11 protein-coding genes are annotated in these 12,033 nt (G+C 63.6%); 7 read left to right on the plus strand and 4 right to left on the minus strand.

The window, feature by feature from the left end:
- Position 1 precedes the first annotated feature (1 nt).
- Genes RR_RS13080 through RR_RS13090 form a run of 3 tightly spaced genes read left to right on the plus strand, consistent with a single transcriptional unit; the run spans position 2 to position 3,535 of the window.
- Complete coding sequence (locus RR_RS13080) at positions 2-1,039, plus strand: ABC transporter permease (RefSeq protein ID WP_007188682.1); 1,038 nt, start codon at positions 2-4, stop codon at positions 1,037-1,039.
- Positions 1,039-2,220, plus strand: coding sequence for an ABC transporter ATP-binding protein (locus tag RR_RS13085; protein ID WP_011223999.1), 1,182 nt, complete (start codon positions 1,039-1,041; stop codon positions 2,218-2,220). Before RR_RS13080 ends, RR_RS13085 begins: the two co-directional genes overlap by 1 nt.
- The gene (locus RR_RS13090; protein WP_011224000.1) at positions 2,213-3,535 is read left to right on the plus strand and encodes an ABC transporter ATP-binding protein; all 1,323 of its coding nucleotides are present in this window, start codon (positions 2,213-2,215) and stop codon (positions 3,533-3,535) included. Before RR_RS13085 ends, RR_RS13090 begins: the two co-directional genes overlap by 8 nt.
- A 39-nt stretch (positions 3,536-3,574) precedes the next feature.
- Here RR_RS13090 and RR_RS13095 read toward each other — a convergent pair whose 3' ends face one another.
- Positions 3,575-5,923, minus strand: coding sequence for a PAS domain S-box protein (locus tag RR_RS13095; RefSeq protein ID WP_011224001.1), 2,349 nt, complete (start codon positions 5,921-5,923; stop codon positions 3,575-3,577).
- A 213-nt stretch (positions 5,924-6,136) separates the two neighbouring features.
- Here RR_RS13095 and RR_RS13100 point away from each other — a divergent pair, with 213 nt between their 5' ends.
- Positions 6,137-6,667 (plus strand): hypothetical protein, encoded by a 531-nt coding sequence (locus RR_RS13100; protein WP_049939170.1) that lies wholly within the window; start codon positions 6,137-6,139, stop codon positions 6,665-6,667.
- A 29-nt stretch (positions 6,668-6,696) separates the two neighbouring features.
- Here RR_RS13100 and RR_RS13105 read toward each other — a convergent pair whose 3' ends face one another.
- Complete coding sequence (locus tag RR_RS13105) at positions 6,697-7,740, minus strand: DUF4350 domain-containing protein (RefSeq protein ID WP_004958335.1); 1,044 nt, start codon at positions 7,738-7,740, stop codon at positions 6,697-6,699.
- The gene (locus RR_RS13110) at positions 7,733-8,692 is read right to left on the minus strand and encodes a S49 family peptidase (protein WP_011224003.1); all 960 of its coding nucleotides are present in this window, start codon (positions 8,690-8,692) and stop codon (positions 7,733-7,735) included. Before RR_RS13110 ends, RR_RS13105 begins: the two co-directional genes overlap by 8 nt.
- Positions 8,693-8,819: 127 nt before the next feature.
- On the opposite strand from RR_RS13110, the gene RR_RS13115 reads away from it, so the two are divergent.
- From RR_RS13115 to RR_RS13125, 3 genes are all read left to right on the plus strand, one after another.
- The gene (locus tag RR_RS13115) at positions 8,820-9,704 is read left to right on the plus strand and encodes an aldo/keto reductase (RefSeq protein ID WP_007188676.1); all 885 of its coding nucleotides are present in this window, start codon (positions 8,820-8,822) and stop codon (positions 9,702-9,704) included.
- 77 nt (positions 9,705-9,781) lie between these two features.
- Positions 9,782-10,516: a class I SAM-dependent methyltransferase gene (locus tag RR_RS13120; RefSeq protein ID WP_049938960.1), complete on the plus strand. Its 735-nt coding sequence runs from the start codon at positions 9,782-9,784 to the stop codon at positions 10,514-10,516.
- Between the two features lie 110 nt (positions 10,517-10,626).
- Complete coding sequence (locus RR_RS13125; protein ID WP_011224005.1) at positions 10,627-10,953, plus strand: cupin domain-containing protein; 327 nt, start codon at positions 10,627-10,629, stop codon at positions 10,951-10,953.
- Between the two features lie 28 nt (positions 10,954-10,981).
- Here RR_RS13125 and RR_RS13130 read toward each other — a convergent pair whose 3' ends face one another.
- Positions 10,982-12,001, minus strand: a complete 1,020-nt coding sequence (locus RR_RS13130) for a transcription initiation factor IIB (protein WP_004958347.1) — start codon at positions 11,999-12,001, stop codon at positions 10,982-10,984.
- Positions 12,002-12,033 lie beyond the last annotated feature (32 nt).

A 12,033-nucleotide genomic window follows, 5' to 3' on the forward strand; every position in this document is an offset into this window, starting at 1 on the left:
TATGAGTACTGACCGAGGACGCATCCGGATAACGGGGTTCGACGCCGACCGCGTCGAGTCCCGCGAACCACTATCCGACTGGACAGAGCAGCGAGGCACTGAAACCGAGAGCCGCTGGGGGCGCGCCTGGCGTGAGTTCCGTGACAACCGGAGCGCGATGCTCGGGCTCTATACTGTTGCCCTGATGGGAATCCTGGCTCTATTCGCCCGCCCAGTCACCATTGCTGGCGTGACAGTCCAGCCCTTCTCGCTGGCCCCCTACGACCCGAGCGCGATTCTGTACGTACAGGGCCTCGATGTGAGTGCGTACGAGGCTCCGTCGCTGGCCCATCCCTTCGGAACCGACGGCTCCGCCCGGGACGTGTTCTCCCGCGTGCTGTACGGCGGTCGGTTCAGCCTCTCGATTGGCTTTATTGTGGTGTTCATCACCGCCGCCATCGGGCTGGTGTATGGTGCCATCGCGGGCTACTACGGCGGCCGGGTTGACGAGGTGATGATGCGAACGCTGGACCTGATATTCGCGTTCCCCGGCCTCCTGCTGGCGTTGATTATCGTCGCTGTGCTCGGCAAAGGGTACTGGGAGCTAGTGCTCGCGTTCACCGCATTCGGCTGGGCCGGCTACGCCCGGCTGATACGCGGGGAGATACTGAAAGTCAAGGAAAACGAGTACGTCATGGCCGCGAAGGCGCTGGGCGCGCGTGACCGGCGCGTCATCTTCAGACACGTCGTCCCCAACGCTGTCGCACCGCTTGTCGTCCAGGCCTCTCTCTCTATCGGAACGGTCGTCATCGGTGTGGCGGCACTTGGCTTCCTCGGGCTGGGCCTTCCGCCCGGGTCAGCCGAGTGGGGGACGATGCTGGATCAGACCCGCGAGACTATCGTTCAGGGCCCTGGTGGGACGATCCCCTGGTGGGTCACTGTGTTCCCCGGCGGCGCGATCTTCCTGTTCGTGATGTCGATGAACCTCATCGGCGACGGCATCAACGATGCCCTCGACGCCCAGGAGGGCGAAGACGTGGCCCGCGGGGGCGAGGTCTGATGGCGCTGCTCGAAGTCGAGAACCTCACGGTGAACTTCTACACCGAGGAGGGCGTTGTCACCGCCGTCGACGACCTCTCGTTTCGTATCAACCGCGGCGAGAAGTTCGGCGTCGTCGGCGAGAGCGGCGCGGGCAAGAGCGTCACCGCGCTGTCGGTAATGCGACTCATCGAAGAGCCCGGCCGTATCGAGAGCGGGACGATTCGTTTTGACGGCCAGGACCTCACCGAACTGTCCGACTCCGAGGTTCGAGATGTCCGGGGCAACGACGTTGCGATGATATTTCAGGACGCACAGACCGCACTCAACCCCGTCTACACCGTCGGCGAACAGATTTCAGAGGCTATCCGGCACCACCTCGACTACGACGACACAGCCGCTCGCGAACGCACGATTCGGCTGCTCGATGATGTCGGTATCCCGGAACCCGAAGCCAGATACGACGACTACCCACACGAATTCTCCGGCGGGATGCAACAGCGGGCCATCATCGCGATGGCGCTGTCCTGTGACCCCGAACTCCTCATCGCCGACGAGCCGACGACGGCGCTTGACGTGACCATCGAGGCGAAGATTCTGGACCGCCTCAACCGGCTCGCCGACGAGTACGACACGGCGATTCAGCTCATCACCCACGACCTCGGCGTCATCGCGGAGATGTGCGACCGGGTGATGGTGATGTACGCCGGCCGCGCTGTCGAGAAAGCTTCTGTCGAAGAACTGTACTACGACCCAAAACACCCCTACACCGTCGGGCTGATGAGTGCTATCCCGCGTATCGGCGACCGGCAGGACCGCCTCAAGACGATTCCGGGGACCATGCCGGACCTCGTCGAAGTGCCATCGGGCTGTAGCTTCCACCCACGCTGTCCCTTCGCCGAGGAGGTCTGTACGCGCAAACAACCACCGCTCGTCGACCCGGAGACCGGCGACGGCGTCGGCCTGTCTGACCGCGGAGCGGCCTGTCTGGCCTACACCGGCGACCTTGACGACGAACTGGATTACGAGGTCGAGGTACAGGGTCGCGACACGCCGCCCGACAACACACAGCCCGGCTCCCGCTCCGGACGGACGGACGCAGATCCACTCCGGACAGACTCCGATCCGGTCGGCCTCGATACCGACCTGCTAGACCGGGACGGCAACGCGGACAACGATACGGGGGGCCAGCAGGATGGCTAAGACAGCCGACAGCCCCATTCTGGAGGTCGAAAACCTCACGAAGTACTACGAGTCCGGCGGGACCATCGTCGATACCCTGCTGGGTCGGAGTCAGGAAGTGAAAGCTCTAGATGGCGTCGATCTGGAGCTCTATCCCGGCGAGACACTGGGTATCGTCGGCGAGTCCGGCTGTGGCAAGACCACGCTCGCCCAGACGCTGCTTCGGCTCATCGAACCCACAGCCGGCTCAGTTCGCTACAAAGGCGAAGACCTGACAGGTGCCTCAAATGACCGTCTGCGGGCGCTTCGAAAGGATATCCAGTATATATTTCAGGACCCGTTCGCCAGCCTCAACCCGCGGCTGACGGTGGGCGACATCGTCGGCGAGCCGCTGGATATCCACGGGATCGCAGACGGCGAGGCGCGAACCGAGCGTGTCAACGACTTGCTGGAGACCGTCGGGCTAAACCAGCGTCACACCCACCGCTATCCCCACGAGTTCTCCGGTGGCCAGCGCCAGCGAATCGGCATCGCCCGCGCACTCGCCGTCGACCCCGAGGTCATCGTCTGTGACGAACCCGTCTCGGCGCTGGACGTGAGCGTGCAGGCCCAGATTCTGAACCTGCTTACGGACCTGCAGTCGGAGTTCGGCCTCTCCTATATTGTCATCGCCCACGACCTCAGCGTCGTTGAGCATATCGCCGACCGCGTGGGTGTCCTGTATCTCGGGGAGTTCGCCGAAGTCGGGCCGACCGAGAACGTGTTTCAGCCACCGTATCACCCCTACGCCGAGGCGCTTCTGTCCGCCATTCCGGAACCAGACCCCGGCTGGGAGGGCGACCGGATTTTCCTCTCCGGCGATGTTCCATCGCCACTGAACCCCCCGTCGGGCTGTCGGTTCCACACCCGCTGTCCGAGGGTCATCCAGCCCGAGGGGACTGACATGGCCCAGTCCGAGTGGCGGTCACTGATGGACCTGAAACAACGGCTCCGGAAGGCCGACTCACTGGAGGCCGTCACTGCCGTCAAGGACAGTGTCGAGGACGAGGACCTGCGTCAGCTCTCTCGGTCCGCTCTCGAAACACGGGTCCGAGCCGAATTCGGCCTCCCGGACACGGTCGGCGACCGGGAGGCCGAAGGAGTGCTGGCGACGGCGCTCGACCACCTGCACGACGAGGCTTTCGAAGCCGCCCAGACTGCGATGGACGACGCCTTCGAATCCCCCTGCGAGCGAACCGACCCCGCGCTGTTCGATGTCGGTGACGACCACCAAATCGCCTGCCTGCTGTACGATGACGACCATCCGGATACGTCTACACGGGCCAGTAGTCGCTGACAGGGTACCAGTACAGTGGCTCGCTGTGTGCCCACTCGACTACGCAAACTCAACGCCGGTAATCTCGAAGCGTGCGCCGCCGTCGGCGCTCTCTGCCACGTCGACCGCCCAGCCGTGGGCCTCTGCGATGCGGTCGACAATCGCCAGCCCGAACCCGGACCCGTTGTCGGCGGTCGAGTATCCAGCCTCGAACAATGTCTCGCGCTCGTCTTCCGGAACGCCGGGACCGTCGTCGGCCACGTAGAAGCCCCCTTTGATGGCACCGACAGTGATGTTCACGCTTCCATCCCCGTCGGCGGCGTCCACAGACTTCGTCTGGCTGCCCGCTGTGCCGTGGTCTACGTTTGTGTGTGCCTGTGAACGCGGCTCCCCCGACTCGTGTTTCACACCGTTGTCGGCCCCCGTCGGACTGCGCGTGGCACCATGTTCCACACTGTTCCGGAGCAGGTTCTCAAGCAGTTGCAACAGGCGCGGCCGGTCGGCGGTAATCGTTACGTCTCGTTTGTCAGTGTCGGTGAAGGCGAGCGTCCCGTCTTCTGCGTCCTGAGACACCATCTCCCAGGCATCCGCGACCGCGTCATGGAGCGAGACCGGTGCTGTCTCCTGGATGTCCTGTCCCTGGCGAGCCAGGAGCAACACGTCATCGATGATGCGTTCCATCCGGTCGAGTGCAGTTTCGATGCCCTCCAGATGGCTCTCATCACCGGTTGTCCGGGCGAGTTGCAGCCGCCCCTGTGCGACGCTCAGCGGACTGCGAAGGTCGTGGCTAACGACGCTGGCGAACTCCGCAAGCCGGTCGCGCTCACGCTGTAGCTCCTGTTCTTGCTTTCGGATGTCGGTAATGTTGCTTGCGACGCCGAACACGGCAACCGGGGTATCCGGGTCAGACCGCTCACCCGTGTCGTATATTGGAACCTTCGTCGAGAGGAACTGGAGCGTCTCGCCGTCGATGATGAGTTGCTCCTCGGTCTCTATCGGTTGCCCGGCTTGCAGGACAGCACGGTCGTTTGCCCACGTCGTTTCAGCTGTCTCTTCGGGGAACAGCTCGAAGTCCGTACGGCCGACGATTTCCTCGTCAGCGAGCCCGGTAAGCTCCCGATAGCCGTGGTTGACGAAGAGGTACTGCCCTTCGTCGTCTTTCATAAACATCGGAGTCGTGGTGTTTTCCAGAATTGCCTCGAGCCGGCGCTCTATTACCCGCAGGTCGCGCTCACGTTCCTTGTGCTCGGTGATGTCGTGGTGGACGCCGACCATCAGTGTACTGTCGTCGTCTTCGATGGGTTGGCCCCGAACAGAGCCCCACTGTACGTCGCCGTCCGCGTCGATCATCCGGAACTCCCCGTCGTAGACGCTGTCTGTCTCGACTGCCCGCTCTATTTGTTCGCGGACTTCAGTGCGGTCCTCGGGGTGAATCAGTTCGAACACGGCCGACAGCGTCCCGCCGAACTCGCCGGGCTCGAAGCCCAAGAGTCGTTCGAGCGTATCGCTTAATACGACCTCGTCCGTCTCGTAGTCCCACTCCAAGACACCCGTTTCGCTGGCTTCCAGCGCCAATTGGAGTCGGCGCTCGGTTTCCTGTAAGTCGCGTTTCCGGTCTCGCTTGTCGGTGATATCCGTCAGGGTACAGACCACGCTTTCAACAGCCCCGTCGTCGTCGAACAGCGGTGCGCCGTTCACCGAGAGTACCTTCTCGGTACCGTCCGGCCAATGGATCGTGTGCCGGGCATCGGATAGGGGCTGGCCGGTTTCGAGCACCTGCCGAAACGGAAGCTCCGCGTCCGGTATCGGGTGACCATCGAGGTCACGTATTTCCCATTCCGGGTCATTGTACAGCCGGTCTTTCAATTCCGATTGTGACAGGCCGAGGACATCGATAGCGCGCTGGTTGGCGAAGACAAACTGGCCGTCGCGGTCGAGTTGCACAACACACGACGGGACAGTCTTGAGGATCTGTTCGAGACGGTGCCGCCGCCGCTCGGCCTCAGTCGCTGACTGTCTCGCTTCCACCGCGTTCTGGACCCGATTCGCCAGCAATGTGTACTGGTCTGTCCCGGCCTCCTTCTGCAGATAGTCGGTGACACCGGCCGAGATGGCGTCACTCGCGACCTCCTCGCTTCCCTTTCCGGTGAACAGGATGAGCGGGAGTTCAGGGTACTCCTCGCGGACGGCTTCGAGGAACTCGATGCCGCTGCGCCCGGGCATATCGTAATCCGACACGATACAGTCAAACGTCGACGATTCGAGCCGTTCCAGCGCGTTTTCCGCGTTTGACGCTGTTTCAACGCGGAGTCGGTCGTTCTCTTTTTCAAGGAACGCGGCGGCCGTCTCCGCGAAGTCCGGCTCGTCGTCGACGTGCAACAGCCGAATCGCGTCGCGTGTTGATGTCATCGGGAGCGGTAGCTTGCTGACATATCAGAGGGCCGGCCACTTAGCGTGTTTGGCTGTGTGTTACATGCATGGTCGGCATCCACGGGCAGGTGTGAGCGTTTTCTGCAATTTCCAGCGATGTGCCTGCGTCGGGGTATCGCTTTGGCCGAACCCGACGGGCCAGCCGAACTGGCCCGACGAACACTTTTGCGCATGCCAACCGATATGCTGACAATGCGTCGCATCTACGACTCGGGGGCGCTCCACCGTGACGACGAGGAGCCACAGGCTCCCACTGAGCGCGGGGCGCAGCCACAGGCCGCACGCAGTATCGACGGCCAGGCCTGGAGCGATCTGCTGATACCGACGTGGCTCCGCTATCGTGCGGTATCGGTCGATATCGAGGTCCCGCAGACGTCGTATCCGGCGGGAACCGAGGTGCCGTTCGTCGTGACGATGCAGAACGCGCTTCCGGTGCCGATAACGCTACCGACGGAATCGCCGCGGCCGTGGACGTGGTACGTTGATGGAGTGCCAGAGGCATCCCACGTCGATAGCGTGCCCAGTGAGGACGGCAGCCTCCGATTTGACCGCGGCGAACGAAAGCAGTTCAGGCGACGGTGGGACCGGATGTTCCGAGTCAGCGACGACGAATGGGAGCCTGCATCAGCCGGGGAGTATACCATCAGCGCCGGACTGAGTGTGGCCAACGCCGGCGAGCGTGGCCTGTACAGCGAGACGACGGTCAGTATCAGCGAACGGTAGCTCCGCAAGCAAGGTTCGAGTGAGCGGGGTCAGGACCCGCTTGGGGTGGGGACTGGCGTCGGGGTCGGCTCCGGCGGTGTTTCGGCCGGAGTGGAAGCACTGTCACCAGTCCCGAATCCAGCACTTGGGGTCGCGCCACCGCCCGGGTCGGGTGCTTCGCCGTCGAGCAAGAACGAAAGCAGGTTCCCGATGAACACCTCGTTGTCGGCGTCGTATAGCTCGGAACTACTGATGAACGTCGAGTCAGTGACAAACACCATGTTGTCGTTGCGGACGACTGTCGCGTACGTTCCGGTACGCCGCGTCTCCAGCGTCCGGGTACCCTCGACAGCGGTGAACTTCGTCTCGGCGTCGCCGTTCACCACCGCGTAGCCGGCGGTGTCGAACGTAATCGTCTCGACACCGTCGGTCAGGTCACCATCGTCGCTCGGTGAGGCGTAGATGGCTTTGAAGTTGTTGTCGTTGGCCGCATCGTCGACATTGTACAGCTGTTCGGACCCCATCCGAACGCCGTAGCGCTCGGTGGCGTTGTTGGCCCCGAACGATACCGTCGTGGTCGACTGGGTGAAGCCGGTCGAAAGGCGGGTCTGTGTCGGTTCGGCGAGGACGACAACACGGCCGCCATCGTCGGTGTACTCCTGTAATGCTTCGCGTTCCGCTTCGGAGTAACTGCCGAGCGGCTGGACGATGAGTATGCCGTCGTACTGGCCCAGCGAATCGGCGAACGAGGCGGTGCCGGACGTGCCGTACTCGACAGTATGGCCCGCCTCGAACACTGCCTCAGTGATTGGTTCGAGTTCGGATTCGGACACCTGGTTGCCGTGGCTCGTATCGACGAGTATTCGCTTGTCACTTCCCTCAGAGTCGACCGAGATCGCCCCTTCTTCGGGGTCGACAGGGGCATTGACAGCGTCGGGCTGGTACTGTGACGGCGATTGACCGTCGATGGACTGGCCATCTGGCGGCCCCGATGAGCCCGGGTTAACGACTGCGAGAAGGAACGTGCCGCCCAGTATCACCACGAGGACGACGATAAACACGGCAAGTGGCTTAACGATACGACCCTCAGTCATTGCGGATCACCGTTGCATTGTTGTCTTCGGCGGGGATTCCCCAGACGGCGTAGTACTTCACCGGTTCCCGGAACGTCGTCTCACTGTTGTCGGGATGAACGAGATAGGTCACGTTATTCGCGCCCTGTACGGTTTCAGCGCCGGCAGGGACGATGATGACGTTGAATTCGGCACCGCCACTGCCCTGATACACAACGTCGTACTGGTCGCCCTCGATGTCGTCTGAGAGTGCAGCGGCCCGCTCGATGGCCAGTCCGGTATCGCCGATCCGGTCGGCAAAGCCGTTCTCGGTCGCCTGTGCGCCGAGATACGTGCCTCCGTTGGCGACTTCCTCACGGGAGACCGTCAGTTGCTCGCCCCGATGGCGCATGACTGTCCCGACGAAGGACCGCTGGAGCACCTCGATATCCTCGCGGAGGCTGTCTTTGCTTATTTGGGCCTTGTCCGGCCCCGAGCGGACGAACGTCTCGCCCTGCTGTTCGACCTGCTCGATGAGACTCAGCGGGGCCTGGACGATGACGCCGATGCTGCCGACGTTCGAACTCGGCTTGACGACGATCTCGTCGGCCGGTGTGATGCCATAGTACCCACCCGAAGCGGCCGTCCCCTCGACGTAGGCGACAACGGGCATCTCACTGGCGGTCCGGTTCACGGCGAGGTAGAACTCCTCGCTTGAGTCGACCGGGCCGCCGGGGCTGTCGACCCGGAGGACGACCGCCTCGATTGATTCGTTCGTTCGCGCTTCGCGGAGGTCCTGTTTGACGGCGTTGACGTTCGCGTCGGTTGTGCCGCCCCGAAGGGTGATGACGGCGACGCTCGGGTCGTCGTCACCACCGCTTGGCACGCCGTTCCAGATGACCGGCGCGAATATCGCGGCGATGACGATGGCGAGCGTGACCGCGATCACGTACGACGCCGTCATCGCCGAGAACAGTTGATCTCTCCTAGACATCTATACATCCCGTTCGGACTGAGAGAGTAATAAACCCCGGTCGGCGTGCCCTGTCGCAGTCCGGCAGCCAGATTGGCTGTGACAGCAGCGACGAACGGTTATTGGTATCCGGAGCGTGCAACCGGGTATGGAGACCCGAGCACTGGGCGACACTGGACAGGAGAGCACGATGCTGACGTTCGGTTCGATCGCACTCAACTGGCTCGAACAGGAGGGCGCGAACCAGTTGGTCGAACTCGTGTTGGACCACGGCGTCAACCACTTCGACGTAGCACCGACCTACGGTGACGCAGAGCTGAAACTGGGGCCGAAGCTCCGGCAGTACCGCGAGAACATCTTCCTGGGCTGTAAGACCCAAGAGCGAGAGTACGAGGGGGCCGCCCGGAAAATCGACCGGTCGCTGAACCGCCTCGGCATCGACACTATCGACCTCTACCAGATCCACGGCCTGGAATACGAAGACGAACTGGACACGATCACCGCTGACGGCGGCGCACTCGATGCGATACGCGAGGCAAAGGCGGCAGGGAAGGTAGACCACATCGGGCTGACGAGCCACGGCAACCCCGGGCTCATCCTCGACGCCATCGACCGCATCGACGACCTTGAGACGGTGATGTTCCCGCTGAACCCCGTCGTCGCCGGCAAGGACGGTGACGAGTACGACTACGAGGCCGTGCTGGACCGCTGTGAGGCGGAGGGCATCGGTACGCTGGGCATCAAGGCGTTCGCGAAGGGGTCGTGGCCACCGACCGACGAACTGGCCGAGGCCGACCGCCCGTACGCGAACTGGTACGAGCCGGTCGACACACCAGAGGACATCCGCGAGCGGTTCGACTTCGCCGCCGCCCGAGGTCTCGATACCATCGTCAGCCCCGGCGACCCGAAGCTCGTGAAGATGGTGCTCGATGCCGCCAGTCGCTCGGCGGGGATGGACGAGGCGCGCCAGCGCGCACTCATCGAGGAAGCGCGCCACGATGACAGTCCGGTGCCCGAGCAACTGCACCACTGATACTGTCGGCTGTAAGCCATTGAAAAATGGCACCACCAGAGGGTGGTGAATATCTACATAAAGTTACAGCAAACAGTATGAGCGTGAACGGGGACGTTCCGGAGACGGTGACAGCGGCACTCGCTGACCAGCGGGTCGAGGGACGGGTCTGTCTTGAGGCCGGAGCCGGCGTCGGGAACACGACGGCAGGACTGCTGGCCGCGGGCGCAAAACGCGTGTATGCGGTGACGAACGACGCAGACCACGCCGCGACGGTCCGGGACCGCATCGGCGACCGAAACGCCGACCGGCTGGCCGTGATCGAGGCTGACCTCCGGGCGACGCCGCTTGCGACCGACAGCGTCGACCTCGTCGCCGCCCACGGACTGTGTAACGTCCTGCCACCGGCCGAACTGGCCCCTATCGCGGCCGAACTGACGCGGGTCGCAAAACCCGACGGTTGCCTCGTCGTCGACGACTACGCGGTGCCGCCCGCCGACGCGGCTGTCAACCGACTGTTCGCGCTGGAAAACGCCGCCGCGCGGGTAGTCGACGGCCGGCCGGTGCTGACGTTCTACCCGCCCGCCGTGCTGGTTGCCGTCTTCGCCGCCAACGGCTGGAGTGTCGAACGACGGAAGACGCTGCTGAACCCGGTCCCCTGGACCGAGGCTCATCTAGATGCCCACGCAGAGGTGGTGCGGGAGTACGCCGCGGCGCTTCCGGATTCGCTCGGGGAGCCACTGACTGCGATGGCTGAAGATCTGGTCGCAGCTATCGGCTCCGAGCGAACCGGGACGATGTACAGTCTCGCGTTCCGGCGAGCAGATGCGTGAGCCGTGTTGGTGTCTCGTGAGGCGAGTCTGAACAGTGTATGCACCGATACAAACAGTCACGAATTTCTCAGCAGCCGAACGGCTAAGGACGCCCCGGCCCACGTGCCGGTATGTCACTCGATAGATTGGCAGCGTTCGACGCCGAACCGGAAGCAGGCGAAGTCATCGACGGAGAACTGGCAGTGACCGACGACGTGCTGGTGAAGGCGTTCGCGCTGGGGCCGGACGCGACAATCGACCCGCACGAGCACGACGGCGCGACGAACGTGTTCCACGTCGTCCGCGGCGAGGTGACGGTCCAGCAGGACGACACCGAGGAAGCCATCGCCGCGCCGGGCGTCGTCCTGAACGAGCGCGGGCAGGCCCATGGCGCGCACAACCACACCGACGAGGTAGCTGTTTTGACTGCGAGCCTCTGTCCGCTGCCGGGACAGTAGAGAGTAACAGAGCGGGAGATACGACGGTTCAGGCGCTCGCGCCGGATTCGGTGCCGCTGGCCGCGTCGACGGCGCTGTCGTCGAGTTCCGACTCGGCTTCAAGCAGTTCGCGGTAGCGCTCGCGGATGGTCACGGTGCTGATGTCAGTAGCCTCACTGACGGTCTCCTGGGTCATCTCCTCGCCGAGTAGGAGGCCGGCGGCGTAGATGGCCGCAGCGGCGAGGCCGACGGGGCTCTTGCCGCTGTGGACGTTCGCTTCCTTCCCCGCTTCGATGAGGGCGCGGGCCTGGCGTTCGAGGGCGTCGTCTGCGTCGAGTTTGGAGACGAACTTGCTGAGGTAGGTTGCAGGGTCCGGCGGGCCGACCTGCAGGGAGAGTTCGCGGTTGAGATAGCGATAGGCCCGAGTGAACTCCATCTCGTCGACGCGGCTGACGACAGCCATGTCGTCAAGCGTCTGCGGAAGGTTCGCCTGCCTGACGGCAGCGTACAGCGCGGCGGTCGCCATCCCTTCGATGGAGCGACCGGGTAGCATCCCTTCATCGAGCGCGCGGCGGTAGATGACGCTGGCCGTCTCACGGGCGCTCTCGGGGACACCGAGGGCGCTCCCCATCCGGTCAATCTCGCCAAGCGCCTGCTTGAGGTTGCGCTCGGCGTGGTCGCGGGTGCGGAACCGCTCGTCCCAGGTCCGCAGGCGCTGCATCTTCTCGCGCTGGCGCGTCGACAGGGAGTTGCCGTAGGCGTCCTTGTCCTGCCAGCCGATATTCGTCGAGAGGCCCTTGTCGTGTTTCATCTCGGTCGTCGGCGCGCCGACCCGGCGCTTGTTGTCGCGCTCCTGACTGTCGAAAGCGCGCCACTCCGGCCCGTGGTCGATCTCGTCCTCATCGACGACGAGACCACACGACTCGCAGACGGTCTCGCCACGACTGTCGTCGGTGACGAGGCTTCCGCCACAGTCCGGGCAGGCGTGGCCAGTGCTCGCCTCGGACTCGGCCTGTTCGTCCGCACTTTCATCGCGTTCGTCGGGGGAATAGATGCTGCGTGTCGTCATAGATGTCCTCTGCGAGCGCGTGGGACGCCCGC

This window comes from Haloarcula marismortui ATCC 43049, assembly GCF_000011085.1.
In the GTDB taxonomy this organism is placed as follows: Archaea; Halobacteriota; Halobacteria; order Halobacteriales; family Haloarculaceae; genus Haloarcula; species Haloarcula marismortui.

What these genes read in the sequence shown, in the direction of transcription:
- RR_RS13080 (WP_007188682.1), top strand. Translation starts at nt 2, where the DNA reads ATGAGTACTGACCGAGGACGCATCCGGATAACGGGGTTCGACGCCGAC.
- RR_RS13085 (WP_011223999.1), top strand. Translation starts at nt 1,039, where the DNA reads ATGGCGCTGCTCGAAGTCGAGAACCTCACGGTGAACTTCTACACCGAG.
- RR_RS13090 (WP_011224000.1), top strand. Translation starts at nt 2,213, where the DNA reads ATGGCTAAGACAGCCGACAGCCCCATTCTGGAGGTCGAAAACCTCACG.
- RR_RS13095 (WP_011224001.1), bottom strand. Translation starts at nt 5,923, where the DNA reads ATGACATCAACACGCGACGCGATTCGGCTGTTGCACGTCGACGACGAG.
- RR_RS13100 (WP_049939170.1), top strand. Translation starts at nt 6,137, where the DNA reads ATGCGTCGCATCTACGACTCGGGGGCGCTCCACCGTGACGACGAGGAG.
- RR_RS13105 (WP_004958335.1), bottom strand. Translation starts at nt 7,740, where the DNA reads ATGACTGAGGGTCGTATCGTTAAGCCACTTGCCGTGTTTATCGTCGTC.
- RR_RS13110 (WP_011224003.1), bottom strand. Translation starts at nt 8,692, where the DNA reads ATGTCTAGGAGAGATCAACTGTTCTCGGCGATGACGGCGTCGTACGTG.
- RR_RS13115 (WP_007188676.1), top strand. Translation starts at nt 8,820, where the DNA reads ATGGAGACCCGAGCACTGGGCGACACTGGACAGGAGAGCACGATGCTG.
- RR_RS13120 (WP_049938960.1), top strand. Translation starts at nt 9,782, where the DNA reads ATGAGCGTGAACGGGGACGTTCCGGAGACGGTGACAGCGGCACTCGCT.
- RR_RS13125 (WP_011224005.1), top strand. Translation starts at nt 10,627, where the DNA reads ATGTCACTCGATAGATTGGCAGCGTTCGACGCCGAACCGGAAGCAGGC.
- RR_RS13130 (WP_004958347.1), bottom strand. Translation starts at nt 12,001, where the DNA reads ATGACGACACGCAGCATCTATTCCCCCGACGAACGCGATGAAAGTGCG.